Source organism: Geobacter pickeringii, assembly GCF_000817955.1.
GTDB lineage: Bacteria > Desulfobacterota > Desulfuromonadia > Geobacterales > Geobacteraceae > Geobacter > Geobacter pickeringii.
In genome coordinates, this window is record NZ_CP009788.1 from 230,790 (window position 1) to 256,353 (window position 25,564).

The 25,564-nt window shown below is 63.3% G+C and carries 27 protein-coding genes; all 27 read left to right on the forward strand.

Annotation, left to right across the window (positions count from 1 at the left end; translation table 11 throughout):
- Positions 1–38: 38 nt before the first annotated feature.
- The 27 genes from GPICK_RS01020 to GPICK_RS01150 all read left to right on the forward strand — a co-directional run bounded on the left by GPICK_RS01020 (position 39) and on the right by GPICK_RS01150 (position 25,490).
- Entirely contained in the window at positions 39–1,310 is a 1,272-nt protein-coding gene (locus GPICK_RS01020) for a radical SAM protein (RefSeq protein WP_039739747.1), read from the forward strand.
- A 3-nt stretch (positions 1,311–1,313) separates the two neighbouring features.
- Positions 1,314–1,787 (forward strand): hypothetical protein, encoded by a 474-nt coding sequence (locus GPICK_RS01025; protein WP_039739749.1) that lies wholly within the window; start codon positions 1,314–1,316, stop codon positions 1,785–1,787.
- A gap of 21 nt (positions 1,788–1,808) precedes the next feature.
- On the forward strand, positions 1,809–2,825 hold the full coding sequence (locus GPICK_RS01030; protein WP_052263222.1) for an ABC transporter substrate-binding protein: 1,017 nt from the start codon (positions 1,809–1,811) through the stop codon (positions 2,823–2,825).
- A 2-nt stretch (positions 2,826–2,827) separates the two neighbouring features.
- Complete coding sequence (locus GPICK_RS01035) at positions 2,828–3,616, forward strand: ABC transporter ATP-binding protein (protein ID WP_039739750.1); 789 nt, start codon at positions 2,828–2,830, stop codon at positions 3,614–3,616.
- A 51-nt stretch (positions 3,617–3,667) separates the two neighbouring features.
- The gene (locus GPICK_RS01040) at positions 3,668–4,540 is read left to right on the forward strand and encodes an ABC transporter permease (protein ID WP_052263223.1); all 873 of its coding nucleotides are present in this window, start codon (positions 3,668–3,670) and stop codon (positions 4,538–4,540) included.
- Between the two features lie 27 nt (positions 4,541–4,567).
- Positions 4,568–5,395 carry a P-loop NTPase family protein gene (locus tag GPICK_RS01045; RefSeq protein WP_039739752.1) on the forward strand — a complete coding sequence of 276 codons (828 nt, stop codon included), beginning with the start codon at positions 4,568–4,570 and terminating at the stop codon, positions 5,393–5,395.
- 172 nt (positions 5,396–5,567) lie between these two features.
- Positions 5,568–6,821, forward strand: a complete 1,254-nt coding sequence (locus GPICK_RS01050) for a hypothetical protein (protein ID WP_039739753.1) — start codon at positions 5,568–5,570, stop codon at positions 6,819–6,821.
- Positions 6,822–6,952: 131 nt separating this feature from the next.
- A complete protein-coding gene (locus GPICK_RS01055) occupies positions 6,953–7,741 on the forward strand; it encodes an alpha/beta hydrolase family protein (protein WP_052263224.1) in 789 nt (262 codons plus the stop codon).
- 147 nt (positions 7,742–7,888) lie between these two features.
- A complete protein-coding gene (locus GPICK_RS01060) occupies positions 7,889–8,758 on the forward strand; it encodes a radical SAM protein (protein WP_039739754.1) in 870 nt (289 codons plus the stop codon).
- Between the two features lie 26 nt (positions 8,759–8,784).
- Entirely contained in the window at positions 8,785–8,967 is a 183-nt protein-coding gene (locus GPICK_RS01065; protein ID WP_039739755.1) for a YezD family protein, read from the forward strand.
- Between the two features lie 29 nt (positions 8,968–8,996).
- A complete protein-coding gene (gene nifH / locus GPICK_RS01070; protein WP_039739757.1) occupies positions 8,997–9,875 on the forward strand; it encodes a nitrogenase iron protein in 879 nt (292 codons plus the stop codon).
- A gap of 47 nt (positions 9,876–9,922) precedes the next feature.
- Positions 9,923–10,825: an ABC transporter permease gene (locus tag GPICK_RS01075; RefSeq protein WP_084201302.1), complete on the forward strand. Its 903-nt coding sequence runs from the start codon at positions 9,923–9,925 to the stop codon at positions 10,823–10,825.
- Positions 10,826–10,914: 89 nt separating this feature from the next.
- Positions 10,915–11,649, forward strand: coding sequence for an ABC transporter permease (locus GPICK_RS01080; protein ID WP_236685605.1), 735 nt, complete (start codon positions 10,915–10,917; stop codon positions 11,647–11,649).
- Between the two features lie 56 nt (positions 11,650–11,705).
- A complete protein-coding gene (locus tag GPICK_RS01085; protein ID WP_052263225.1) occupies positions 11,706–12,698 on the forward strand; it encodes a nitrogenase component 1 in 993 nt (330 codons plus the stop codon).
- 15 nt (positions 12,699–12,713) lie between these two features.
- Positions 12,714–13,595 (forward strand): ABC transporter ATP-binding protein, encoded by an 882-nt coding sequence (locus GPICK_RS01090; protein WP_039739759.1) that lies wholly within the window; start codon positions 12,714–12,716, stop codon positions 13,593–13,595.
- A 14-nt stretch (positions 13,596–13,609) separates the two neighbouring features.
- A complete protein-coding gene (locus tag GPICK_RS01095; RefSeq protein ID WP_084201304.1) occupies positions 13,610–14,644 on the forward strand; it encodes an ABC transporter permease in 1,035 nt (344 codons plus the stop codon).
- Positions 14,641–15,450 carry an ABC transporter permease gene (locus tag GPICK_RS01100; RefSeq protein ID WP_084201305.1) on the forward strand — a complete coding sequence of 270 codons (810 nt, stop codon included), beginning with the start codon at positions 14,641–14,643 and terminating at the stop codon, positions 15,448–15,450. Before GPICK_RS01095 ends, GPICK_RS01100 begins: the two co-directional genes overlap by 4 nt.
- Before the next feature lie 294 nt (positions 15,451–15,744).
- Positions 15,745–16,950 carry a methionine adenosyltransferase gene (metK, locus tag GPICK_RS01105; protein ID WP_039739762.1) on the forward strand — a complete coding sequence of 402 codons (1,206 nt, stop codon included), beginning with the start codon at positions 15,745–15,747 and terminating at the stop codon, positions 16,948–16,950.
- A 52-nt stretch (positions 16,951–17,002) separates the two neighbouring features.
- Entirely contained in the window at positions 17,003–18,259 is a 1,257-nt protein-coding gene (locus GPICK_RS01110; protein ID WP_039739764.1) for a radical SAM protein, read from the forward strand.
- A gap of 9 nt (positions 18,260–18,268) precedes the next feature.
- Positions 18,269–18,739, forward strand: a complete 471-nt coding sequence (locus tag GPICK_RS01115; RefSeq protein WP_039739765.1) for a hypothetical protein — start codon at positions 18,269–18,271, stop codon at positions 18,737–18,739.
- Positions 18,740–18,762: 23 nt separating this feature from the next.
- Positions 18,763–19,593 carry an ABC transporter permease gene (locus GPICK_RS01120; RefSeq protein WP_052263476.1) on the forward strand — a complete coding sequence of 277 codons (831 nt, stop codon included), beginning with the start codon at positions 18,763–18,765 and terminating at the stop codon, positions 19,591–19,593.
- Positions 19,594–19,596: 3 nt separating this feature from the next.
- Positions 19,597–20,382 (forward strand): ABC transporter ATP-binding protein, encoded by a 786-nt coding sequence (locus GPICK_RS01125; protein WP_039739767.1) that lies wholly within the window; start codon positions 19,597–19,599, stop codon positions 20,380–20,382.
- 48 nt (positions 20,383–20,430) lie between these two features.
- Positions 20,431–21,387, forward strand: coding sequence for an ABC transporter substrate-binding protein (locus GPICK_RS01130; RefSeq protein ID WP_084201306.1), 957 nt, complete (start codon positions 20,431–20,433; stop codon positions 21,385–21,387).
- A 41-nt stretch (positions 21,388–21,428) separates the two neighbouring features.
- A complete protein-coding gene (locus tag GPICK_RS01135) occupies positions 21,429–22,970 on the forward strand; it encodes an AMP-binding protein (RefSeq protein ID WP_039745103.1) in 1,542 nt (513 codons plus the stop codon).
- Entirely contained in the window at positions 22,967–24,136 is a 1,170-nt protein-coding gene (locus tag GPICK_RS01140) for a 2-oxoglutarate ferredoxin oxidoreductase subunit alpha (protein ID WP_039739771.1), read from the forward strand. The genes GPICK_RS01135 and GPICK_RS01140 overlap by 4 nt, the downstream gene beginning before the upstream one ends.
- Entirely contained in the window at positions 24,136–24,957 is an 822-nt protein-coding gene (locus GPICK_RS01145) for a thiamine pyrophosphate-dependent enzyme (protein WP_039739773.1), read from the forward strand. The genes GPICK_RS01140 and GPICK_RS01145 overlap by 1 nt, the downstream gene beginning before the upstream one ends.
- Positions 24,954–25,490 carry a 2-oxoacid:acceptor oxidoreductase family protein gene (locus GPICK_RS01150; protein WP_039739775.1) on the forward strand — a complete coding sequence of 179 codons (537 nt, stop codon included), beginning with the start codon at positions 24,954–24,956 and terminating at the stop codon, positions 25,488–25,490. The genes GPICK_RS01145 and GPICK_RS01150 overlap by 4 nt, the downstream gene beginning before the upstream one ends.
- Positions 25,491–25,564: the final 74 nt, after the last annotated feature.

Below are 25,564 nucleotides of genomic sequence, written 5' to 3' on the forward strand. Positions count from 1 at the left end.
TTGTCGTTTCAATCCTGACCGACACGGAGGCGCAAAGCATGACCCTCGCACGCGCAGCAGCAAGACCGCCGGAACCGGCTCTGGCCGAAGTGGCGGCCCGCTATCCGGACATCCCGCGGCTCCTCATTCTGAAGACGGACGTGCAACGGCGCGGCGTCTTCTATACCGATAGCGCCCTCGGCGTTCTCGACCCGGCCAGGCATCAGGTGACGGGTACTCACATCTTCGGCGCCCGGGACGGAAAGATCGCTGCCCGCCCCGAATCGCTGCTCCTGCGGGACGGTACCTCGATTATCACCACCCCGACCGCGCTGGAAGAAGACCCCTACGTGGTGGATATTCTGGACGGTGTGCCCTGGCTCTTCGACGGGGGCGAACCGCTGGAGGAGGTGGAGTACTGGCCGGCCCCCGCGTTCTACGCGAAGACGAGCCGCTCCGGCGTGCCGATGAAAAACATCGTCAGCGCCCGTCCCCAGCGGCTGAATATCTTCCCCTACCGCTACTGCACCTTCTGGAACAACGGCAAGGGGTGCAGCTTCTGCGACATTGTGGAGCAGTTGAAGCGGGGGAGGGAAGAGCTGAAGATCCCAGCCCGGCTCGACCCGACCGAGGTGGCGGAGGTGGTGGGAGAAGCCCTGAAAGAGCCGGGCCGCTTTTCGGCGGTGTTCCTCACCTCGGGCTCCATCATCGGCGGGCAGCGCCCCTTTGACGACGAGGTGGCGTACTACATCGACATCCTCCGCGAGGTGGGGAAGCACTTCAGGACGAAGAAGTTCCCGACCCAGCTCATCGGCACCGCCTTCGAGGAGCGGCAGCTTGAACGGCTCTATGCCGAGACGGGGCTCATGAGCTACACCGCCGACATAGAGGTCCTGGACGAGGAGCTCTTCAAAAGCTACTGCTCGGGCAAGGCGGAGTGGATCGGCTACCGGGAGTGGAAGCGGCGGCTGGTGGCTGCGGTGGAGATCTTTGGCTGGGGGAGGGTGAACACCGGCATCGTCGCCGGGGTGGAGCTGGCCCGGCCCCACGGATTCAAGAGCGAGGACGAGGCCCTGGCCAGGACCCTGGAAGAGGCCGAGGAGCTGGCGAGTCAGGGGGTGAGCACGGTATTCATCGTCTGGTCGCCCCGCCCCGGCACGGCGCTGGCCGGCCAGAAGAACGCCTCGCTGGACTACTACCTCCGCCTCGCCCGCGGGCTCCACGGGCTGCGGAAGAAGTACCGGCTTCCCATCGATCACGACGGCTACCGTCACTGCGGCAATCACCCTGACAGTGACCTTTCGCGGCTCCTGCCGCTCTGGGAGGGATGAACTATGGCCATACCTTTGACAGCAGACATTCTCGAACTGCTCGACGCCCCCGCCACCATCGGCACCATCGCCACCCTTGACGAGGCGGATGCCCCCTATGCCGTGCCGAGTCCCTTTCTCCGCCGGGACGAGGAGGGGAGGCTCGTGCACCTGGAGCTTCTCGAAACCTCGCCTACCCACCGCAACCTCGTGCGGAGCATCTGGTTCGACCGGCCGGTGACGGTGACCCTGTCGCGCCGGGGCGGCCGCACCGTCGTCATCCGGGGGCGGCCGTGGAGGGCGGTGGTCTCGGGGCCGCTCTTCAGCGGCTACTATCGGGAGCTGCGCGAGCAGCTCGGCGACGCCGATCTGGCAGCAGTCTGGCTCATCAAGCCCGAGACGATCGTCGATGAAACCTACGCTGCGCGCAAGACCAGGGAGGAGGAGCTCCATCCCTTCTTCATCCATCTGGACCGCCTTGCGGTCACCCCGACATAACCCTGTCAAGGAGACGACACCATGAAAAAATTCGTACCGATCCGCCTCGTGGCGACCCTGGTCGCCGCCGTTCTGGCCCTGACCGCCGGCGCGTTCCCGGCGGCGGCCGAGGTGCGGGAGCTCCGCATCGCCAAGCAGTACGGCCTCGGCTATCTTCCGCTCATCGTCATCGAGGAGCAGCGCCTGATCGAAAAGCACGCACGGGCCGCCGGCCTCGGCGATGTGAAGGTGACCTGGGCCACCCTGGGCGGCGGGAGCGCCACCAACGACGCCCTCCTCTCCGGGAGCGTCGACTTCATCGCCAGCGGCGTGGCCCCCCTCATCGTCCTCTGGTCAAAGACCGGCGGTAATGTCAAGGGATTCGCAGCCCTCGACACCTCACCCCTCTACCTCAATACCAATAATTCGGCCGTGAAGTCGATCCGGGACTTCACCGACAAAGACCGGATCGCCCTGCCGGCGGTGAAGGTGTCGATCCAGGCCATCGTGCTCCAGATGGCGGCGGCCAAGGCGTTCGGACCGCAGAATTTCGACCGGCTCGACCGCTTCACCGTCTCTATGAAGCACCCCGACGCCATGGCGGCGCTCCTCTCCGGCAAATCGGAGATCACCGCCCACCTGACGAGCCCCCCTTTCATGTTCCAGGAACTGGACGACAAGCGGGTGCGGACGGTGCTCAACTCCTACGACGTTCTCGGCGGTCCCCACACCTTCAACGTCATCGCCACCACCAAGGCGTTTTATGAGAAGAACCCGAAGCTGGCCGGCGCGGTCCTGGCTGCCCTCGAGGAGGCGGACGAGTACATCCGGAAGAACCGCAAGGCCGCGGCGGAGCTCTACGTCAAGGCGAGCGGGACGAAGGAGAGCCTCACCGACGTTCTCTCCCAGCTCAACAACCCGGCCCTGGGCTACTCGACGACTCCGGTCAACGTGGCGAGGTTCGCCAATTTCATGCACCAGACCGGGACCATTAAGACGAAGCCACGGGACTGGAAGGACCTCTTCTTCACCACGGTCCACGGCCGGAAGGGGAGCTAGCCATGGCCACAGCTGGGACGGCACCGCTCCTGGCGGTGGACGGCGTCACCCTCCAGTACAGGATGCGGGGGCATCTGGTCACCGCCACCTGGCGGGTCAGCTTCCAGGTCCGCCGCTCAGAGCGCCTCGTCCTGCTCGGTCCCTCGGGTTGCGGCAAGTCGACGCTCCTCAAGGCGGTGGGAGGTTACCTGAAGCCGGTCGAGGGGAGCATAACCCTCGACGGCAAGCCGGTTGCGGGGCCGGGGCCGGACCGGGTGCTGGTCTTCCAGGAGTTCGACCAGCTCCTGCCGTGGAAAACGGTGCGGGAAAACGTCGCCTTCGGCCTCGCCGCCGGCCGGGGGATCGGCAGGCAGGAGGCTGTCGAGCGGGCCGGTGAGGCGATCCGGAAGGTGCACCTAGAGAAGTTTGCCGACGCCTATCCCCACACCCTCTCCGGCGGGATGAAGCAACGGGTGGCCATTGCCCGCTGCCTGGCCATGAAGCCGGAGATCATCCTGATGGACGAGCCCTTTGCCGCCCTCGACGCCCTGACCCGGCAGCGGATGCAAGACGAGCTGCTGGAGCTCTGGGACCAAGCTCGCTTCACCATGATCTTCGTCACCCACTCCATCGAAGAGGCGCTGCTTCTGGGCAGCCGGATCATCGTCCTCTCGCCCCATCCAGGGCAGGTGCGGGAAGTGCTGGAGGTTGATCCCCTGGCCGGACCCGGCCGGCTGAACGGCGCCGATCCGGAGATCGGGGAGCGAATCAGGCGGGCGCTGTTCCGGGACGCCGCCGAGTACGTCATATGAGGTTCGCGTCCGTCTATATGGATACGATGAAACTTTAGAGGGAGGCAGCCCATGAGCAACGAAACCGCCATAACCGCACTCCTCGATGCGAGAACCGCTGCCGAGCCGGAGGCGATCGGCGAGATCGCCCGGCCGCTATCCATCGGCGAGCGTCTCTGGAACCTGGGATGGCTGCGCAAGGGGTTCCTCCTGGCGCTTCTCTTCAGCCTCTGGGAATGGTACGCCGTGCGCCTCGACAATCAGCTCGTCTTCCCGGCGTTCTCCGCCACCGTACAGGCACTGGGCGACGCGCTGGTCAACGGCGGTCTCGTCTCCAGCATCCTGGTCTCACTCAAGGTACTCCTGGCCGGGTATGGCATCGGCATCGCCCTGGCGGCGCTCCTGGCGGTGACGGCCATCGGCACCCGCCTCGGCAACGACCTGCTGGATCTCCTCACCGCCATGTTCAACCCGCTGCCGGCCATTGCGCTCCTGCCGCTGGCGCTCCTCTGGTTCGGCCTCGGCTCCGGCAGCATCATCTTCGTTCTGGTCCACGCGGTGCTCTGGCCCGTGGCCCTCAACGCCCACGCCGGATTCAGCGGCATCAGCCCCACGATCCGGATGGTGGGGCGCAACTACGGCCTCACCGGGTGGCGTTACGCACGGCATATCCTCTTTCTGGCCGCATTCCCGTCGCTCCTCACCGGCCTGCGGACCGGCTGGGCCTTTGCCTGGCGGACCTTGATCGCCGCCGAGCTGGTCTTCGGGGTCAGCTCCGGCTCCGGCGGCATCGGCTGGTTCATCTACGAGAACAAGAACCAACTGGAGATCGCCGCCGTCTTCGCGGGGCTGCTGACGGTCATCCTTATCGGCATCGGCGTGGAAAACCTTCTCTTCCGTCTCTTGGAGCAGCGGACCGTGCTGCGCTGGGGGATGAAGCAGTGATGCGAGGCATATCCCAAAGGAGAAACCATGGTGCCTGAACACATCGTCATAGCCGGCAGAAGCGGCATCGGGAACTCGACTACGGCGGTGAACATCTCCGCTGCCCTTGTGGAAGAACGGTACAGGGTGGCCCATGTGGGGTACGACCCGCGCCGGCTTTCGACCGCTCCATTGCGGGGAGCAGCGGAACTTGTGGCCTGCGGCGAGGAGTGCCTGAGGGGGAGCGCCGCCTGCGTCGTCGGCCATAGGGGAATCCTTTGCATTGAGGCCGGAAATGGCGATGATGAGGGAGGGAACGCGGTGTTTGGCAGCCTCTGCCACTTTGAGGAGATAGCCCGGCACCGTCTCGATTACGTGATCCACGACATCTCGGGAGAGCCGGGGACGGTATTGTCCTTCCTTGCGGATACGGACGAGCCGTGGCGCCTCTTCGTGGTGACCTCGGCCGACATCGCCTCGATCCATACCCTGAATGACTTCATCGCACAATTCAACGGGCTGAAACCCGGAAAGGGGCGGTTCGGCGGCGTCATCGCCAACAACCTCTCGGGACCCTTTTTCGAATCGGTGGTGGGGGACTTCATCCGGGAGACGGGCGCTCATCTGGTGGCGAACATCCCTCGGTCCATGATGATTTCGGTGGGGGAGTTCTGCACCCTTCCTCTCGTGGAAGTGGCTCCCCAGGGGCACGTGACGGCGGTCTACCGGAAAATTGCTCATACCGTTGCGGGCGGAAAAGACGCGAAGATCCCAAGCCATCTGGACGAGAGGGCTCTGGCGGAATGGTCCCACCGCTGGCGGGAGATTATTGAAGAGCTTGATAGTGGGATCGTACGGGATGGGGCTGCCATCTGAAGGAAGAGCACGGCTGCTCTCCCAAAATAATTTTAATGTTGACGGAGTAGATGAGGAAGGGGTAGGAGAAAAGTGGAAGGTGAATCCGACATACACGGGTGACCATGGAATGAACTGAGAAAAGGCCGTTTTCTGAAGTCGGGAGAACGGCCTTTTTATTTTGGGAGGACGAATGGCGGCAAACCTGAAAGAACTGGTCCAGCGGTACAAGGCGGATCCGGAGTCGGTCTACAACACCTGGTTCATCGAGGGCGAGGCGCGGACGAAAGCGTTCCGTTCCATCCGGCGCGGGGTCCTCGACGTCATCGAGGCGATCAAGCGGGGGAGCTTTCCAAATGACTTCAAGGGATCGCCGCTGGAATTCGTCCTCTCCTGCATCACGGAGCAGAAGCAGGTCTTCGAGGGGGCGGCGCATCCGTTCTACTGGAAGCCGAAGCTCCGTATCCCGGACATCTACGAAAATGAAGAGAACAAGGCTGCCTTCGGCCGTTTTCTGGAAAGCTGTCTTTCCTGCTCCACCGCCGACCGTCTCATCCGCGAGATTCTCACCCTGGACGACCGGCGCATCAAGGGGCTCGGCCCCGCTGTCGCCAACATCCTCTATTTCCTTCACCCGACCCACATGCCCCCCTTCAATACCGCCATGCTGAACGGCTTCAACACCGTCTTCGGCGACAACAAAAAACTCGGCTCCTGGCCGACATACCTGGAGATGCGCGAGACCATCATCCGCGTCAACGAGGAATTGCAGCCGGCACTCTCCAAGGACCTGGGGGCGATATCAGGACTTTTCTTCGATGTGGGGATGGGGAAGATCGCGCTTGCCGGTAACTTCGAGACCGCGCTGGAATTCGACCGGGCGAAGCTTGAGAAGGCGCTGAAGAAGCGGCACGAGGAAGTCCGCCGAGAACAGGGGGAAGAGAACTCGCATCTGGAGATGCAATTGACACTGACGAAGATGGGACGCGATCTCGGCTACGACGTCTGGGTCGCCGCCAATGACCGCATGCGCTCGCACAACGGTGTCAGCCTCCAGTCTCTGACGCTGCCGGAACTGCCGCCACTGGAGATGGCGCCAGAGGTGCTGCGCACGGTCTCGCTCATCGACGTTATCTGGTTCAACCGGGAGAGCCGGCAGATCGAGTGCGCCTTCGAGATCGAGAAGAGCACCTCCATCTATTCCGGGATGCTGCGGCTTCTCGATCTTGCGTCGTCGCTGGGGGATCGTAAGTGCGACTTCTTTCTTGTAGCGCCCGACAGCCGGGAAAAGGAGATCGTCGCCCAGTTCCAGCGGCCGGTGTTCAGAAGCCTGTCGGCTGTCGCGTTCCGGTATCTGCTCTTTTCGGATATCTCGTGCAACTGCGAAGCGATGGGGCGATTTGGGGATGATTGGCGGGTTCTGTTGAAGGTGGCGCGGGGGGATTAACGCCAACGCACAAATCCGAACATCCCTTTGATGTAAGAATAAAGACTATTAAATAAATAGACCAAGTATGTATTTATTGACGTCAGTCCTCTGTCTTTGCTAGAATTCCAAAAAAGGCGGGAGGAAAAGCCATGGGGATTTCAGATATTCTTGAGCTTACGAGCGTTTCGTCCCATGACGGATCGCGGGAGGAATTTCTCTTCCATCACCCCGGCGGTGCTCGTCCCGTGCCGCTGGTGGTGGGGCTTCACACCTGGAGCTATAACCGCTTCAATCAGCTGCATCACATGCTCCCGTTCTGCCGCCAGCGGGGATGGGCGCTCCTTCTGCCGGAGTTCCGCGGTCCTAATCTCGCCGATAATCCGCGTGCGCGACAGGCCTGCGCCTCTCCTCTGGCCCGCCAGGACATTCTGGACGCCGTGGAGACGGTTACGTCCGAATACGCCGTCGATCTGGAAAGGATCTTTATCCTCGGCGGCAGCGGCGGTGGACACATGGCCCTCATGATGGCAGCCCTGGCTCCAAAGCGGTGGAAAGGGGTGAGCGCTTGGGTGCCCATCACCGATCTTGCAGCCTGGCACGGCGAGAATCCCGACTACGCCGGCCATGTGGCCGCCTGCTGCGGCGGAGGGCCAGGGCAGGACTCCGCAACCGACCGGGAGTACCGCGACCGCTCGCCGATTTATTTTATCGACGAGTTGTCGGCCGCGACGCTCTCCGTGCACCACGGACGTTACGATGATGTCGTCCCGTATCGCCAGAGTTGGTGGCTCGCCGAAAAGCTCGAGGAGGCGGGAGCGGAGCGCTTCTTCTTCGAGATATTCAACGGCGGCCATGACATCCATTACGAGAGGGCGTTCGACTGGTTCGACGCGCTGCTTGGTGATGAAGGCGTGGAGGCGAAACGCCTGACCGGTTAGTTCATATTTTTCGGAAAAACAGGTTGACATTTTTTTAAATAACTAATAGTCTATCTAAAAAATAGACATTATAGAAATAAGCTGACCAGACAACTGGAGGCCAAGGTTCTTACCTTGGCCTCTTTTTTTTCGCGCAAGGAGGAGGCCATGGCGACATCCTGCAGCGGCAGACGGAATATCCAGGGTCACCCCTGCTTCGGGGGTGACCATCGCAAGAACGGACGCATCCACCTGGCGGTGGCACCACGCTGCACCATCAAATGCGCCTACTGCACCCGAAAGCACGACTGCGTGAACGAGTCGCGCCCCGGTGTGGCGAGCCGCATCCTTACCCCCCAGGAGGCATTGGAGAAAGTCCGTGAGGTGGTGGCGAGCGAGACCCTCGGCCCGATCATCAAGGTGGTGGGGATCGCCGGGCCGGGTGACCCTCTGGCCAACGAGGAGACCTTTGAGACATTCCGGTTGGTGAGGGAAGAGTTCCCTCATCTCGTGAAGTGCCTCAGCACCAACGGCCTCCTCCTCCCGGAGACGGTGGACCGCCTCGGCGCCCTGGGACTCGGGAGCCTCACGATCACCATCAATGCCATCGATCCGGCGGTTGGCGCGAAGATTTACTCCCACATCTTTTATCAGGGGAAGCGGTACTCAGGTGCCGAAGGGGCGTCGATCCTCATCGCCAATCAGTTGGAGGGGCTTGCCCGGGCTGCGGAACTGGGGATCGTGGTCAAGATCAATACCGTCCTGATCCCTGGCGTGAACGACGGCGAGATCGAGTTGATCTCCCGGCGGGTGAAGGCGCTGGGGGCCGCAGTCATGAACGTGATGCCCCTTATCCCCCAGGCAGACATGGCCCATGTGTCGCCGCCGTCGCCCAAGTATCTGGAGGAGGTGCGAAGCATTGGCGAGCGGGTGATCGGCCAGTTCCGCAACTGCCGCCAGTGCCGGGCAGATGCTGTGGGGCTGATCGGTGAGGAGGGGGCTGGGGCACGGTGCGCTGTCCCGGCGGCAGGTGGTTGAAATCGTATTAGAGCGGAGGGCGACGTATGGGACAGGAAACAATAATTGTCAGAAGGCGGGATGACGTGCTTACGCCGGATACGGCCAAGAGGGTGGCGGAGCTGCTCCGGTCGGTCAGGTACGGCTCCATAACCATCGTCGTTCAGGAAGGTAAGATTGCCCAGATCGACAGGACCGAGAAGTTTCGGATGAATGGAAACGGACGTTGATACATCAATCAGGAAAAGGAGAACAGACGATGTCGAAAAAGAAGGTCAAAACAATCGCAATTTACGGCAAGGGTGGGATCGGGAAATCGACCACCACGTCCAACATCAGTGCGGCGCTGTCGGTGGCAGGGCTCAAAGTGCTCCAGATCGGTTGCGACCCCAAGAGCGACTCCACCACGACCCTGCGGGGGGGCGGTTACGTTCCGACCATCCTCGATACCCTTCGGGAGAAGAAGACCGTGAAGAGCAACGAGGTGATCTTCGAGGGGTTCAACGGAATCTATTGCGTAGAAGCGGGGGGACCGGCTCCAGGGGTCGGTTGCGCGGGACGGGGGATCATCACCTCGGTGGAGCTTCTGAAACAGTTGCGGGTTTTTGAGGAGCTGGACTTGGACATCGTGGTCTACGACGTCCTCGGCGATGTGGTGTGCGGCGGCTTCGCGGTGCCGGTGCGTGAAGGAATCGCCGAACATGTCTTCACCGTATCGTCGGCCGACTTCATGGCGGTCTACGCCGCCAATAACCTCTTCAAGGGGATTCAGAAGTATTCCAACAACGGCGGGGCGCTTCTGGGGGGGGTAATCGCAAACTCCATCAACACCGACTATGCCCGCGAGATTGTGGACGACTTTGTCTCAAACACCAAGACCCAGGTGGTGGAGTACGTCCCCCGTTCGGTAACGGTGACCCAGAGCGAGCTTCAGGGGAAGACCACCATCGAGGCGTTCCCCGACTCGGAGCAGGCAAAGGTCTACAAGACCCTGGCAAACAAGATATGGAACCACACCGAGTCGAAAGTGCCGTCTCCCCTGAATGACAAGGAGCTTCACGAATGGGCGTTTAAGTGGGCCGACACGCTCCTGGCCATGGAGACCGGCGAGGTGCGGGGCGTCGCGGCGGCTATCTGACGCTGATGGCGCCAAGGCGGGCGCCGCTTCGGAAAGGAGGGACGGTCATGGGTGGATATCGTAATGAGCAGGCCGATGGACTTATTCTGAGAGGTATTCTGCCGGAGGCGGCTGAAGGACATGAAGAAGCCGCGGCGGACCGGACCGGCAAGGTCTGGCTCGCGAAGGCAGGGCATGGCCTTTCGGCACTCAACGACCGTCTTCTCGACTGGTACGGGCTGGCGGCGCTGGTTCTCCTCTGGGAAACGGCGCCACGGTTCGGCTGGATTGATTCCCAGTTCTTCCCGCCCCCCTCGGCCATCGTCCGGGCGGGGTGGGAGCTGGCTGCCTCCGGGGAGCTTGCCTCACATGTGGGGGCGAGCCTCTGGCGCACCCTGCAGGGGCTTGCGGCAGCCGTGATGGCGGCTCTCACCATCGGGTTCGTTCTGGGGGGAGCTTTCCCTCGGCTCACGAGGTTCCTTCGGCCACTCTTCCAGCTTCTGGGGCAGATCAACGCCTTTTTCCTCTTCCCCCTCTTTGTCCTCTTCTTCGGTATCGGAGAACTGGCCAAGTTCAGCATAATCTTCTGGTCGTGCCTCTGGCCCATCCTCTTCACCACCATCGCCGGGGTGCAGGGGGTGGAGCCGCTGCTGGTCAAGTCGGCCCGCTCCATGGGGAGCGGACGACTGATCCTCTTTACCAGGGTTCTTCTGCCGGCGGCACTCCCGTCCATCTTCTCCGGGGTGCGGATCGGGGCCACGGTCGCCTTTCTCATGCTGATCGCCGCTGAGATGATCGGCGCGAGCCAGGGGCTCGGTTGGCTCGTCCACAACGCCCAGGTGAACTCGCTGATTCCACGTCTCTTTCTGGCGGCCGTCCTGATCGCCCTCCTCAGCATGTCGCTGAACTACGGCATCCGCTGGCTGGAGGGGCGGGTTGTCCGGTGGAGAGAAGAGGTCAGGGTTGCGTGAACGCAGGCAGGCGTCGGTAAAAGGAGGAGGTAATGACGACAGTAGGCGAAAACAAATCCATTTTTTCTGCGTCGCGATGGATCGACAAGGTGTCCATCCTACTGTTTCTTGCCGCATGGGAACTGGCTCCCCGTCTGGGGGGACTGTTCGAGACCTTCATCGCCCCGCCGACGGTGGTGGTGCGGACCCTGGCTGAATTCGCGGAAAACGGCGAACTGACGGGCCACATCCTCGTGAGTCTGGGGAGGGCATCGGCCGGCTTCGTCGCCGCGGCCTTGGTGGCGGTGCCTCTTGGCTTTCTGCTCGGGAGCGGTTTCCGTACCTTCGAGCGGCTCGTGAACCCGGTGCTCCGTTTCCTTGGCGAAATTAACCCCTTCTCCCTCTTCCCGCTATTCATCCTCCTCTTCGGGATCGGGGAGCTCTCCAAGGGGGCCATGATCTTTTGGGTCTGCCTCTGGCCGATTCTCTTTCGCACCATCACCGGCGTGAAGGGGATCGACCCGCTCCTGGTCAAGTCGGCCCGGTCAATGGGTACGGGAATCGTAACCCTTTTCTTCCGCGTGATCCTGCCGGCTGCCGCCCCCTCCATCTTTTCCGGGCTGAAGATGGGGTCGGGGACCGCCTTCTTCATGCTGATCGCCGCCGAGATGATCGGTGCGAGCCGTGGCCTTGGCTGGCTCGTCTGGAATGCCCAGGTCAACTTCCAGATACCCCGGCTCTTCGCCGCAACGGTGGTGATTGCGTTATTGGGGCTATCCCTCGATCAGCTCTTCAGTTTCGTTGAGCGAAGGGTGGTGGGGTGGAGGCAGCCCTCTCACGGATGACGTGACGGATGACGTGGGATGGTTCCGGTAACTGCCGGATAAAGGAGTTGCAGGCTATGGGAACCGTGAGAGTGTTGCGCCGCGAAGAGGAGTTCACCCATTTCGGGGTGTCGGACCTCGCAGGATCGAACGGTTTGGCTGACTTTTCCTATGCCGGCTACGAGCGTTACCTTGAGACGGTAATCGACGAGATTCTCGTGGAGCAGCCGAGGGAGCGGAAGCTCGTCACCATCCTCGGGGTCGTGCCACAGCAGCACGTCTTCTGGAGGGGCAGCCTCCGTGTCCTGAAGGAGCTTCTGGCCAGAGTGGGGGTGGAAGCCAACATCGTCTTCACCACCGGTCCGGAGGCTCTGCGCCGGATTTCTGCTGCGGAGCTTACCCTGGTCTTCTCGTCCTCCTCCGGACTTGAGGCGGCAAAGAAGTTCGAAAAACGGTTCGGCATTCCCTTTGCCGTTTTTGCCTCGGTGCCGGTGGGTCCACGGGACACGAACGCCTTCCTCCGCATCGTCGGCAAGATGCTCAGGCTGCGCGAGGCGCGGATTGAGGAGGTGATTGCAGCGGAAGGGCGCTATTCCGTCCTCGCTGGCGATTGCGTGGACGATACGGCCAGGGATCTGCTTCTCAATGCCCCCGTGGGGATCGTGGCCGATTCTCCGACCGCGGTCGGCCTTGCCCGCTACGGCGCCAACGAGCTGGGCTGGCAGCCCGAGATAGTTGTCATTACCGATAACCCGCCGGAGGAGTCGCGCGGCTTTATCACCAGAAACCTTACCGACGGGATCAGGTGCCCCGTCATTCCCCGGGTGTTCTTCGAAACCGATCCGTGGCGGATCAGGCACCTTCTGCAGGAACATTCACTTCAATTCGTTCTCGCCAGCTCGCGGGAAAAGGCCATCGCCGCCAACGACCTTAACGCCACGCTGTTAAGCGTGGCATTTCCGGTCCACGACCGGATCATAATCGACAGGACGTACGCCGGTTACCGGGGCGGACTGGCACTGATCGAGGACGTGGCGTTCGCGTACGGTCAGTTCCCCCGGAAACCATGAACAGGGAGGCTCCATATGGCAACGCTTGCATCACCGTCAGAGACACCGGTGCTACCGAAGATCGAAGTTAAGGAACTGAACCGCATCTACCACCTGAAGCGGACCAGGGGGAATGATGCGCGTGAATTCATCGCCCTCAAGGATATCAATCTGGAGGTGCGGGACGGAGAGTTACTCGCCCTCGTGGGGCCATCGGGATGCGGGAAGTCGACACTTCTCGATATCCTGGCCGGGCTTGCCTTTCCGAGTTCCGGGGCGGCCTACATCGACGGCAAGAAGATCACCGGACCGGCCCTCGACCGGGGGATCGTCCTCCAGGGGTACGCCCTGTTCCCGTGGCGGACAGTGCGGCAGAACGTGGAGTTCGGCCTGGAGGTGAAAAAGGTTCCCAAGGGGGAGCGGCGTGACATCAGCAGCCGCTTCATCAAGCTGGTGGGCCTGGAGGGGTTCGAGGAGCGCTTCCCTCACGAACTCTCCGGCGGGATGAAGCAGCGGGTCGCCATTGCCCGGGCACTGGCCTACGACCCGGAAGTCCTCCTCATGGACGAGCCGTTCGCCGCCGTCGACGCCCAGACCCGGGAGATACTCCAGGACGAACTGCTCCGCATCTGGGAGGAGACGAAAAAGACCATTGTGTTCGTCACCCACAGCATAGAGGAAGCGGTCTTCCTCGCTGACCGGGTGGCGGTCCTCACGGCCAATCCCGGTACGCTGAAGGAGGTGGTTTCCATCAATCTCCCCCGTCCCCGCCATACCGGCGATATCCGCTCGTCGGCCGAGTTCGGCTGGGTCCGGCACAAGATTTGGGAACTTCTTCAGAACCGGCCGGGGGAAGTGATGGTGCGCCCCGCAGGAGTGGCCGTGGCCGACGCGATCTCACCTACGGCGGCATTATGACGACGGGGTAAAGGATGACCAAGACGCTCGACGCCATAACCGACCGCCTCCTCCGCTTATCGGGAGTAGCCATTTTCCTGCTTCTCTGGGAGACGGCGCCGAGGGTTGGCTGGATCGATCCGTACTTCGCGCCGCCATTTACAACCGTGTTGCGGGCTTTCGGAAGGCTGGCGGAGGAGGGAACCCTCGCGTCCCATCTCCTGGTAAGTGCATGGCGCGGGCTTTCGGGGCTTGCGGTGGCGGTGGCGATCGGGGTGCCGGCAGGGTTTCTCCTGGGGCGGCGCTTTCCCAGGGTCGGCGCGGCGCTGGAGCCACTTCTGCAACTCCTCAGCCAGGTGAATCCCTTCACGCTCCTGCCGCTCTTTCTCCTTTTCTTCGGGATCGGTGAGACCGCGAAGGTTGCAGTCATCGGCTGGGTCTCACTCTGGCCGATCCTCTTCTACACAGTCACCGCGGTCCGCACGGTGGACCCGCTCCTGGTGAAAACCGCCCGCGCCCTGGGGGTCGGTGGAGTAGAACTCTACCGGACGGTGCTCTTTCCGGGGGGGCTGCCGACCATCTTTACCGGCGTGCGGATTGGTACCGGCCTCGTCTTCTTCATGCTGGTGGCCGCCGAGATGCTGGGGGCGAACGCCGGGGTGGGGTGGCTCGTCCACAACTCGGCCATGAATTTCCAGATTCCGCAGCTCTACGCGGGGGCCGCCGCGATCATCTTTCTCGGCTACGCCCTGAATCGGGGGCTCCTGACCCTGGAGCAGGGACTTTTTGACTGGCGTGAGGCGCCGTCGGAAGCGGTTTCGGGGCGGCCGGCGCGACCAGCGCTGCGACCCGGTAAGGGTGGGGTGGTCTTAGTGGCGGTGCTCCTGGCACTGCTCTTTGTCGTCGGAGGGTGGGAGACGCGGCGGGTGAATCTGGCAGCCGTCTCGGGAGGGCATAGTCACCATGGCACGCACGGCCCGCCGACGCCGGAACGTGTCGAGGAAGAAAAGAGACTTGAGCAGGAGTTGAACGGGTGGGATCCCTTTGCCGACGGAGGGAAGTCGAAATGAAGCAGGGCATCCCCATTATCGGGGCGATACCGCTAGTGCTGTTCCTGGCCCTCTGGGAACTCCTTCCCCACACCGGCATTGTCGATCCCGTCTTCCTCCCCCCTCTCTCAGCGGTGGTGGAGAACATCGCGGGGCTCTGGCAGGGTGGAGATCTGCAGACCCACGCCCTCGTGAGCCTGCAACGGGCACTGGGGGGCTTCCTGGCAGCGGTGGTGCTGGGGCTTCCCCTGGGCCTTGTGGTTGGCGGGTGGTTCCCCCGGCTCCAGGCGGCCCTGGAGCCCCTCATGGAGCTCTTTGCCCAGACGAACCCGGTGGTCCTCTTTCACATCATCATCCTGTTTCTCGGGATTGGCGAAGGGGCAAAGACCTTCATCATCGGCTGGCTCTGTCTCTGGCCGGTGGCCTTCAGTGCCATGAACGGCGTCCGGAACGCCGACCCGCTTCTCATCAAGGCGGCCCGCTCCCTTGGTATCGGCCGGCTGAAGCTCTTTGTCTCGGTAGTGCTTCCCTCGGCTGCTCCTTTGATCTTCGCCGGCCTGCGTCTTTCCGCCGGCTATGCCTTCATCATGCTGGTCGCCGCAGAGATGATGGGGGCGTCGTCGGGGCTCGGCTGGCTGGTGATCCAGGCCCAGGAGAGCTACCACGTGGCGCGCATCTTTGCCGGAGCGGCGGTGATAACGGGGCTCGCCCTCTCCGTGGATGGTGTCCTGAAGCTGATCGGAGGCTGGCTCGCTCCGGTTCGGGAAACAAAAGAGAATCAGCCGCTGGGAATAGCGGCGTGCAACGACAATCGAAGGGACAGATAGCACGAAATACGGACGAGATTTCATGCTGTTCGATGGCCGAGGGTTTTTTGCATTGACAGCGCAAAATTTTGGTGCTATTTAGTCTATTAAATAAATAGATTAAATAGAAACAGGTGTTGCACAATCCGCCGGTGAAATACCCGATGAAGGGAGTCGCGGGCGGTCCATATCTAACGACTCATCAGCGTAGCTGGCTGACCGGAACAACCGGAGGTCAAGCTTTAGCCGTTTCCCGCGGCTGAATGCTTGGCCTTTTTTGTTTTCGGCGCGTGACACACGAAAGGAGACGGACACATGGCAACGAGACGGCATCTCTTCACTTCTGAATCGGTAACCGAGGGGCACCCGGACAAGCTGGCGGACCAGATTTCCGACGCGGTCCTCGACGCGTACCTGGCGCTGGACCCGGCTTCGCGCGTGGCGTGCGAGACGAGCGTCACCACCGGTCTGGTGCTGCTCTTCGGCGAAATCTCGTCGAAGGCGAATGTGAACGTGGCGCGGGTTGCCCGCGATACCATCGCCGAGGTCGGCTACACGAGCACTTCCTTCGGCCTCGACGCCGAGCACAGTGCCGTTCTCGTCTCCCTCGACCAGCAGTCGGCCGACATCGCCCAGGGGGTCGACCGGGCACTGGAGATTCGCCACGGTAAGTCCCATGAGGGTTATCTCGACTCCGTCGGCGCCGGTGACCAGGGGATGGTCTTCGGTTTCGCAACGAACGAGACGCCGGAATTCCTGCCGACGAGCATTGCGCTGGCCCACGGGCTGACCCGCCGTCTCACCGAGGTGCGGAAGAGCGGCGAGCTTTCCTATCTCCGCCCGGACGGCAAAAGCCAGGTAACGGTGGAATACGAAGGGGAGACGCCGGTACGGGTCGATACGGTCCTCATCTCCGCGCAGCATGCTCCGGAGGTCACGCTGGAGCAGATCAGGGAAGATATCATCGAAAAGGTGATCAGGAAGGTGATTCCGGCGGAACTCATCGACGACAGGACCCGCATCCTCGTGAACCCGACCGGACGCTTCGTCATCGGCGGGCCCCACGGCGACGCGGGGCTGACCGGCCGCAAGATCATCGTCGACACCTACGGCGGTTTCGCCCGCCACGGCGGCGGGGCCTTCTCCGGCAAGGATCCCACCAAGGTCGACCGCTCCGGCGCCTATGCCGCGCGGTACGTGGCGAAGAACATCGTCGCCGCCGGGCTCGCCCGCCGGGCCGAAGTCCAGATCGCCTACGCCATCGGCGTTGCCCGGCCGGTATCGATCTTCGTCGAGACCTTCGGCACCGGCGAGCTTTCCAACGCCGATCTCGCCGACCTCGTGGCCGGGCACTTCGACCTTCGTCCCGCGGCGATCATCGAGCAACTCGACCTGCGCCGGCCGATCTACCGGCAGACCGCGGCCTACGGGCACTTCGGCCGCACCGACCTCGACCTGCCGTGGGAGCGGACTGACAAGGCGGAGCAGCTCCGCAACGCGGTCTTCAGGAAGACGGCATGAGCGGAGGCGGTGGGGAAAGGGCGGAAAGGTAAAAAACACGAGGAGAAAGCCTATGTCGGTTGCGGTGAAATGGAGAATCCGGGAAGAGCTGAGCCTCGACGAGGTGGTGGAGAAATATCCGCGGTTCCCGCGGCTGATCGCGGTGAAGATTGACGTGCAGCGGCGCGGCGTCCATTACACGGAGCGGTCGCTCGGTGCGGTAGACGAGAAGGTCCACCAGATGCGCAGCCCCTATCTCTTCGGTTCGCGCGACGGCGCCATCAAGCCGCTCCCCGAGTCGCTGCTCCTGCGCGACGGGACGACCATCCTCACAGATCCGACGCCGCAGGGGCAGGACCCGTACCTGGTCGATCTGGTGGACGGGAAGTTCGCGCTGACCGACGGGGGGAAGCTGATCGAGTTCATCGACCTCTGGCCCAAGCCGAAGTATTACGACAAGAAGACCAGCTCGGGCATTCCCATGAGCCACGTGGCGAGCGCGCGGCCCCAGCGGCTGAATATCTTCCAGTCGAGCTATTGCCACTTCTGGGCGGAAGACAGGGGGTGCCGGTTCTGCGACATCGTCACTCACACGAAACAGCAGAAGGACGAGGTGGGCGTGCCGACGCGGCTGCGGCCCGAGGATGTCTCCGAAACGGTCCGGGAGGCGCTGAAGGAGCCGGGGCGTTTCACCAACATCTGCCTCACCGCCGGTTCGGTCCTGAAGGGGGAAGAGCTGTTCGACCGCGAGGTGGACTTCTACATCGAGACCCTGCAGGCCATCGGCGAGAACTTCGCGACGAAGAAGTTCCCGAGCCAGCTCATCGGCTCGGCCTACAACGAGCGCCAGCTCGCCCGGCTCTACGAGCAGACCGGGCTCACTAGCTACACGAGCGACCTGGAGGTGCTCGACCAGCGGGCGTTCGATCTCGTCTGCCCCGGCAAGTCGAAATGGGTCGGCTACCACGGCTGGAAGGAACGGCTCGTCTGGGCGGTGGACATCTTCGGTCGCGGCAACGTTGGCACGGGGCTCGTCGCCGGGACCGAACTGGCTCAACTGAGCGCCTTCGCCTCGGAGGACAACGCCCTTGCCGCGACGCTGGCGGAGGCGGAGGACCTTGCGGAAAAGGGGGTCACCACGGTCTACATCGTCTGGGTGCCGCGCCCCGGCTCGTATTTCCGCGACCAGCAGAACGCCTCCCTCGAATACTACGTGCAACTCGCCCAGGGGCTCCACGACCTGCGGGCGAAATACGGCCTCGGCGTCGATTTCGACGACTACCGCCGCTGCGGGAACCATCCCGACTCGGATCTGTCCCGGCTGCTCTAGGAGGACGACATGGCGAAGAAACTCACAAAGGACATCATCGACCTCATCCACGATCCCGCCACGACCACGGTGTTGGCGACGCTCGACGGCAACGGTTTTCCGGAAGCGGTGGTAACCGATACGATCCGGGTGGATGAGCACGGCAACCTGCTCTACCTGGAGTTGCTGGAGTCCTCCGGCACGAACCGCAACCTCGTCCGGAGCATCTGGTTCAACGGCAGGGTGGCGGTGGCGGTAGGGGGAAAAGCCGGCGAGCGCTGGCAGATCAAGGGACGTCCGGTGAAGACGCACATCACCGGCGATCTCTTCCTCCAGCACTACCAGGAGGTACGCGAGCAGCGTGGCGACGTGGAACTGGCGGCGGTCTGGGTCATCGAGCCGGACGAGGTGGCGGACGAGCGGTTCGAGACGCGGAAAAGTGAGGAGGAACGGGCGCATCCGTCCTTCCGCCACCTCGACCGTCTGGCGCGGACCGCGTGAGCATGCCGGAAGGGGGCAACGCCATGGAATACGCAGAAACCCGAACAGCACGGGCAGGGCAGGTGACCGCGCTCGACACCCGCGCGATCCGCAGATGGACCAACTATCTTTTACTCCCGCTGATTGTCCCGGTGCTTATCCTCCTCGCGTGGGAGGCCCTTTCCAGCCAAGGGCTGATCAGTCCAATCATCCTGCCGGCGCCGTCCACCATCTGGGACACCCTCGTGGAGATGGTGAAGTCCGGGGAGCTCCTGGGTCATCTCCGGGTGAGCCTCCTGCGGGTCCTCCAGGGATTCTCGGTGGGGGGAGGGCTCGGGCTGCTGGTCGGGACGGGAATCGGCCTGTCGCGCCGGCTGGAGCGGGCACTGACCCTCATTACCGGCCTGCTCAGGCCGATCCCGATCATTGCCTGGGTGCCGGTCCTCATCCTCTGGATGGGGATCGACGAAGGCTCCAAGGTTACCGTCATCGCCATCGGCAGCTTCTGGCCGGTGCTGCTGAACGTGATCCAGGGGATCCGGAGCACTGACAAGAAGTACCTCGAAGTGGCGCGCATCCTTGAAAAGAGCCGGGCGACGCTTCTGCTGAAGGTGATCTTCCCATCGGCCCTGCCGTCGATCTTCACGGGCCTTCGGGTCGGGATCGGCATCGCCTGGATGAGCGTCATCGGCGCCGAACTGATCGCCGCGTCCGCCGGCGTCGGCTATATGATCATGTACGCCCGGGAGCTTTCGCAGCCCGACGTGATGCTGGTCGGAGTGATCTCCATCGGCATCACCGGGCTGGGTATCGACTTTTTGCTCCGGCGGCTGGAGGGGCGGTTGCTGAAGTGGAACGTGAACGTGAGGGGGTAAATCATGGCGGAACGGCACGGTCAGCATCTCAGCCTCCGGCGGGTCGGCAAGTCGTTCACCATCGACACCGGCGTTGTTCAGGCGCTCGGCGACATCAATCTCGACGTGCGGCCCGGAGAATTCCTCAGCATCGTCGGCGCCAGCGGCTGCGGCAAAAGCACGCTCCTGCGGCTCATCGGCGGGCTGGAGGAGACGAGCCACGGCGAGATCAGCCTCGGCGGCGAGCGGATCGCCGGGCCAAAGGTGGACCGGGGGATGGTCTTCCAGGAGGCGCGGCTTCTCCCCTGGCTGACGGTGGACGAGAACATCGCCTTCGGCTGCCGGAAGGGGACCGGCGCGGAGGAGAAGAAGAGCGTGGTGGCGGAGCACATTGCGCTCGTCGGCCTCGCCGGGTTCGAGAGGGCCTATCCGCACCAGCTTTCCGGCGGGATGCAGCAGCGGGTGAGTATCGCCCGGGCCCTCGTCAACCGGCCGAAGGTCCTGCTGCTGGACGAGCCGTTCGGGGCGCTCGATGCGCTGACGCGGATCCAGATGCAGCAGGAGGTGCTGCGGATCTGGGAGTCGGAGAAGACGACCATGATCCTCGTGACGCACGACATCGACGAGGCGATCTTCCTCGGTGACCGCGTCGTGGTCATGACGAGCCGCCCCGGCACCATCGGCAGGATCGTCCCGGTGGAACTGCCGCGGCCGCGGGACCGGAGCAGCTTCGACTTCGTCCAGATAAGGAAGGAGATTTACGGGGAGTTTTTCGGGGCGGTGCAGCAGCCGTTTGCGTATGCCATCTGACCCCTGTTGGATGTACAGGTACCATTCACCACAAGGAGGAATTATCCAATGAAGAGGCTATTTGCAGCCGCAGCACTCCTCATATTCGGCGTATCGTCCGCCGCAGTTGCCGCTAAAGAGGAAAAGGAAGTCCGTATCGGTTACCAGGCCGCCAGTACCATGATCCTGCTCACGAAGGCCAAGGGGTATTACGACGAGGAGTTCGGGAAGCTCGGGCTCAAGGTGAAGTACAACCTCTTCCTCTCCGGCCCGCCGATGATCGAAGCGCTGGCCGGTGACCGGCTCGATTTCGTCCACACCGGCGACATGCCCCCCGTTTCGGGGCGCGCGGCCGGAATCGATATCAAGGTCATTGCCAACGCCGGTCTCGACCCCGCCCATAACGCTCTCCTCGTCGCGCCGGATTCGCCTGTTAAAAAAGTGAACGACTTGAAGGGGAAAAAGGTCGGGGCCCCGGTCGGGTCGAGCGCCCATCACTTCGTCTACCTGCTCTTGGCCAAGCATGGCCTCAAACCGTCCGACATCCGCCTCGTGAACCTGCCGGCGCCGGATCTCGCCAAGGCGCTCGAAACGAAGAACGTCGATGCCATTGCCACCTGGGAACCGTTTGTGGCCAACATCGAGCTCTCCGGCACCGGGAAGGTGCTCGCCTCTTCAGATGGCGTGAAGCGTGCCGTGAACGTCTACCTGACGAGAAACGAGTTTGGCAAGGCAAACCTGAAAGCGGTGGAAGCCTTCATCAGGGCGACGAAGCGGGGCATCGACTTCTTCAGAAGGAACCCGAAGGCGGCGCAAGAAGCGATAGCAGCCGAAGCGAAGTTCCCGCTGCCGGTGGTCCAGAAGATCACCAAGCGGTACAACTGGGGGCTCGCCGTCAGTGACAAGGATCGTCAGGCGCTCGGTTCCGTGAAGGATTTTCTCAAGGAGACCAAGGTACTAAAGAAGGATTTTGAGCTCGCCGAGCTGTTTGATCCGAGCTACTTGAGGCGGACGGGGTTGAAGTAGGAAATCGAATGTGCACTCTCGGTGGAATAAACGGCAAGCCCATGACGGCACCCGTTCCCGCAACCATCGGAGACCTCCTCGGTGTGCAGGCGCGCAGGCGGGAAAGCAGCCCTTTCCTGCATGACCCGGCAGGCGGGAGGACGATCTCCTTCGGCACCATGGCGGCCTATGCCGGGCGAATAGAGGAGGAGTTGACGGCTTCCGGTTTTTGCCCGGGCGACCGGGTCGCCATCATGCTGCAGAACGGTGTCGAGGCGGCAGCGGCCATCCTTGGTGTCATGGGCGCAGGGGGCGTCGTGGTGCCGATCAATCCGCGCATGACGGCCAAAGAGACGGCGCGAATCCTCTCGTTGTCCGCCCCGCTGTTCATCATCATGGACGGCGCGCACCGCCCGCAGCTCGGCACCTCCCTTGACGGGTCCTGGGTCGATCTGACGTCACACGGTATGCCGGAGCTCAACATCAGGATTCTCGCCCGGCTCCGGGCGGTCTCCGTCGCCAGAAAGCGCGGCCGGATCGGCAGCGACAGCCGCGCCCTCATCCTCTGCACCTCCGGCACCACCGGTATGCCAAAAGGGGTTCCGCTCTCCCACGGGAATCTCCTGGCCGATGCCTCGTTCGTCCGCGATGCCCACCGGCTCGCTCCGGAGGACACGGCGCTCTGCGTGCTGCCGTTCTTCCACATCAACGGCTTGGTCGTGACGCTGCTCGCGCCGCTTTTGACCGGAATGCCGGTGGTGGTGCCTGACCGCTTCCGGTCCGATACCTTCTGGGAGCTCGTGGCCCGGTACGGCGTCACCTGGTTCAGCGGCGTGCCGACGATCCTCTCGCTGCTCCTCTCGCGGCCCGATCCGCCGGCGGAGACGCTTCGGACGCTACGCTTCGCCCGCTCGGCGTCGGCATCGCTCCCGGTGGCGGTGCTGGATGAGTTCGAGCGCCGCTTCGGAGTTCCAGTCATCGAGTCGTACGGCATCTCGGAGGCCTCTGCGCAGGTCACCACCAATCCGCTTCCGCCGCAGCCGCACAAGGTGGGGTCGGCGGGGCTGCCCGTGGGGAACGTCATCGCCATCCTGGGGGAGAACGGCGCGCCGCTCCCGGTCGGGAAAACGGGAGAGGTGGGAGTGGCGGGGCCCAACGTCTTTGGCGGCTATCTCGATAACCCGGAGGCCGACCGCGAGGCGTTCCGCAACGGATGGTTCCATACTGGCGATCTCGGCTACCTGGACGCCGACGGCTATCTCTTCCTCACCGGGCGGAAAAAAGAGCTCATCAACCGGGCCGGCGAGAAGATCTCGCCCCGGGAGGTCGAGGAGGTCATCCACCGCCTGCCCGAGGTGGAACTGGCGAGCGTGGTCGGCGTGCCCCATCCGCTCTACGGCGAGGAGGTGGTGGCGTTCGTCATCGTCCGCCCGGATCGGGAGATCGACGCGGAGCGGATCACCGGCTTCTGCCGGGAACACCTCGCCGGCTTCAAGGTGCCGAAGGAGATTCTTTTTGTCGACGACTTCCCGAAGGGGCCGAGCGGGAAGTTCCAGCGGAGACGGCTTGTGGACGTGTATCTGACACCGAAAGGCAACCCATGAAACGAACCTTCGACACCGGCAACGCGGCCATAACCGAGGCCGCCATCTGGGCCGGGTGCCGGCTCTTCGCCGGGTACCCCATAACCCCCGCGACGGAGATCGCCGAGAACATGTCGCGGCTGCTGCCGCAGGTGGGGGGCTACTACCTCCAGGCCGAGGACGAGACCGCTTCCTTCCACATCTGCAACGGCGCCGCCATGGGGGGGATGAAGGCGATGACCGCCACCTCCGGGCCCGGCTTCATCCTCTATGCGGATCCCTTCGGCTGGGCCGTCAGCAGTGAGATTCCGGTGGTTGTCGTCAACTCGCAGCGGGTCGGCCCGGTGAGCGGCATCACCGGCGCTCCGGGGCAGGGGGAGTTTTACCTGAGCCGCTACCTCACCCATGGCGGCAACTATGAAACCATCGTCTTGGCGCCGGCGTCGGTGCAGGAGGCCTATCGCCTCACGGTGCGCGCCTTTTACCTGGCCGAGCGGTTCCGCACGCCGGTCACCGTCCTGGCGGACCAGATGGTGACCGACGGGTGGGAGACGCTCCTGCTCCCCGAGACGGCGGAAGATGAGCGGGAGCTGGGACTGGAGCGGGTGGAGCGGGCCGTGCATCCCGGCCCCGATTTTTACCCCTCCACCGACGCCATCGACATCCCTCCCGTGGTTCTGGGCCACAACACCGGCGGCGCCTGCTCCGACTGGACCCCGACGGAACGGGGCCACGACACCGAAGAGGTGGAGTGGCAGCACCGCCACGCCTGGCGGCTCATTCACAAAATCCGCTCCAACCGGGCGCTCATCGACGAAGCGGAGGAGTGGTTCGTGGACGATGCGGAGATGATCCTCGTCTCCTACGGCACGCCGTCGCGGGTCGTGAAGAGCGCGGTGCTCGCGGCGCGAGAACGGGGGTTGAAGGTGGGCGGCATCCGGCTCGTGTCGCTCTGGCCGTTTCAGGATCATCTCTTTACCCGCACGGCGGCGTACCTGACGGTGGAGCTCAACTGGGACGGACAGCTCGTGCGGGAGGTGCAGCGGGCAGCGCCGGACGGAAGCCGCACCCACTTCTTCGGCAAGTGCGGTGAGTTGCCGAGTGTGGCTGAACTGCTGGAGACGGTGGGGAAGATTCTGCGGAACGAGCCGCTCGCGCGCAGCGGCTGGGAACGGGAGGCATGGTGATGGACCGGCTGGCTGAAAAGTATTTCCGTCCGGAGAAATATCCCGGAACCGCCTGCCGGGGGTGCGGGCTGCGACTGGCGCACCGCAAGGTCCTTGAAGCAGCCGACGAGCTCGGGCTCGAAACGGAAGACGTGGTCTGGGGGACCGGCATCGGCTGCTCCGGCCGCCAGACCTTCGCCACCTGGAAGGGGGACACCTTTGCCGGAACCCACGGCCAGGTCTACTGCCTCGCCACGGGACTGCGGCTCGCGCTCCCGCCGGAGAAGCGGATCATCATCACCGCCGGCGACGGCGACGCCTTCACCATCGGCTTCAATCACCTGCTGAACGCGGCGCGCCGTAACGTCGACATGACGGTGATCATCTGCGACAACCTCGGTTACCAGTCCACCGGCGGCCAGTATGGCCTCACCACCCCCGGCGGCGCCCGCACCGACAGCAGCCCCTACGGCATGTGGGAGCCCAACTGGACCGAAGACGGTTTCGACGTCCTGCGCATCCTCAAAGAGGCGGGAGCCACCTTCCTCGCCCGGCATACGGTGCTCGACGGCCAGGCGCCGGTGGAGAGCATCCAGAAGGCGCTCCTCAACCGCGGCTTCTCGCTCGTGCAGCTCGTCTACCCCTGTGTGACCCACTTCGGGGTCCACTCGCTCGGCACGCGTAACCTTGCCGAGGTCTACGACTGGTTCCGCAAGCGCTACGGTGCGGGAGCGGACGGCCTCGCCACCGGCATCATCCATGACGCGAGCGGGAGCAGGCCAGAGTTCGGCGCACGGCTGCGGAGCTACACCGAGCGGGCCGGGAAGGGGGACGCGGCATGAGCAGGACCGAAATCCTCATCAGCGGATACGGCGGCCAGGGGGTAGTGCGGCTCGGCCAGATCCTCGGCCAGGCGGCGGTGAACGAAGGGCTCTTCACCACGATGCTCATCAGTCACGGAACCGAGACCCGCGGCGGCTACGTCCGCAGCCAGGTGGTGATCTCCGACCGGTTCATCGACAGCCCGGTGGTGGAGTGCCCCGATTTCTTCTGCGCCCTGTCCGGCGTCGCCTATGGCAGGTTCAAGGGCCTCTGCACATCTGAGAGTGCGATCCTGTACGATCCCGGACAGGTGGAACCGGACGATTCCGTGGCCGCACGCCACCTGGCGGTCCCGGCCGAGGCGGCCGGCCGCGAACAACTGGGAAACGAGCTGTTCGCCAACGTCATCATGCTCGGAGCCCTGAGCGGACAGCTTCCCCTCATTTCCACCGGGAGCATCGTGCGTGCGCTCTACGAGCGGATTCCGCGATTCCCCGAGAAGAACCTGCAGGCCTTCAACATCGGATGGGCAATGTTGGCTGACGCACGATAAATAATCGGTATTCTCCCCTTTCAGTCGCTCCGGGAGGCGTTCCTCGACTCTTCCCGCCGTGGTGGTCAATACGG

Coding starts and splice junctions, on each gene's coding strand:
- GPICK_RS01115 (WP_039739765.1), top strand. CDS start 18,269: ATGGCGAAGAAACTCACAAAGGACATCATCGACCTCATCCACGATCCC.
- GPICK_RS01020 (WP_039739747.1), top strand. CDS start 39: ATGACCCTCGCACGCGCAGCAGCAAGACCGCCGGAACCGGCTCTGGCC.
- GPICK_RS01085 (WP_052263225.1), top strand. CDS start 11,706: ATGGGAACCGTGAGAGTGTTGCGCCGCGAAGAGGAGTTCACCCATTTC.
- GPICK_RS01150 (WP_039739775.1), top strand. CDS start 24,954: ATGAGCAGGACCGAAATCCTCATCAGCGGATACGGCGGCCAGGGGGTA.
- GPICK_RS01045 (WP_039739752.1), top strand. CDS start 4,568: ATGGTGCCTGAACACATCGTCATAGCCGGCAGAAGCGGCATCGGGAAC.
- nifH (WP_039739757.1), top strand. CDS start 8,997: ATGTCGAAAAAGAAGGTCAAAACAATCGCAATTTACGGCAAGGGTGGG.
- GPICK_RS01095 (WP_084201304.1), top strand. CDS start 13,610: ATGACCAAGACGCTCGACGCCATAACCGACCGCCTCCTCCGCTTATCG.
- GPICK_RS01090 (WP_039739759.1), top strand. CDS start 12,714: ATGGCAACGCTTGCATCACCGTCAGAGACACCGGTGCTACCGAAGATC.
- GPICK_RS01145 (WP_039739773.1), top strand. CDS start 24,136: ATGGACCGGCTGGCTGAAAAGTATTTCCGTCCGGAGAAATATCCCGGA.
- GPICK_RS01065 (WP_039739755.1), top strand. CDS start 8,785: ATGGGACAGGAAACAATAATTGTCAGAAGGCGGGATGACGTGCTTACG.
- GPICK_RS01040 (WP_052263223.1), top strand. CDS start 3,668: ATGAGCAACGAAACCGCCATAACCGCACTCCTCGATGCGAGAACCGCT.
- GPICK_RS01075 (WP_084201302.1), top strand. CDS start 9,923: ATGGGTGGATATCGTAATGAGCAGGCCGATGGACTTATTCTGAGAGGT.
- GPICK_RS01035 (WP_039739750.1), top strand. CDS start 2,828: ATGGCCACAGCTGGGACGGCACCGCTCCTGGCGGTGGACGGCGTCACC.
- GPICK_RS01025 (WP_039739749.1), top strand. CDS start 1,314: ATGGCCATACCTTTGACAGCAGACATTCTCGAACTGCTCGACGCCCCC.
- metK (WP_039739762.1), top strand. CDS start 15,745: ATGGCAACGAGACGGCATCTCTTCACTTCTGAATCGGTAACCGAGGGG.
- GPICK_RS01060 (WP_039739754.1), top strand. CDS start 7,889: ATGGCGACATCCTGCAGCGGCAGACGGAATATCCAGGGTCACCCCTGC.
- GPICK_RS01140 (WP_039739771.1), top strand. CDS start 22,967: ATGAAACGAACCTTCGACACCGGCAACGCGGCCATAACCGAGGCCGCC.
- GPICK_RS01050 (WP_039739753.1), top strand. CDS start 5,568: ATGGCGGCAAACCTGAAAGAACTGGTCCAGCGGTACAAGGCGGATCCG.
- GPICK_RS01030 (WP_052263222.1), top strand. CDS start 1,809: ATGAAAAAATTCGTACCGATCCGCCTCGTGGCGACCCTGGTCGCCGCC.
- GPICK_RS01055 (WP_052263224.1), top strand. CDS start 6,953: ATGGGGATTTCAGATATTCTTGAGCTTACGAGCGTTTCGTCCCATGAC.
- GPICK_RS01120 (WP_052263476.1), top strand. CDS start 18,763: ATGGAATACGCAGAAACCCGAACAGCACGGGCAGGGCAGGTGACCGCG.
- GPICK_RS01135 (WP_039745103.1), top strand. CDS start 21,429: ATGACGGCACCCGTTCCCGCAACCATCGGAGACCTCCTCGGTGTGCAG.
- GPICK_RS01125 (WP_039739767.1), top strand. CDS start 19,597: ATGGCGGAACGGCACGGTCAGCATCTCAGCCTCCGGCGGGTCGGCAAG.
- GPICK_RS01130 (WP_084201306.1), top strand. CDS start 20,431: ATGAAGAGGCTATTTGCAGCCGCAGCACTCCTCATATTCGGCGTATCG.
- GPICK_RS01100 (WP_084201305.1), top strand. CDS start 14,641: ATGAAGCAGGGCATCCCCATTATCGGGGCGATACCGCTAGTGCTGTTC.
- GPICK_RS01110 (WP_039739764.1), top strand. CDS start 17,003: ATGTCGGTTGCGGTGAAATGGAGAATCCGGGAAGAGCTGAGCCTCGAC.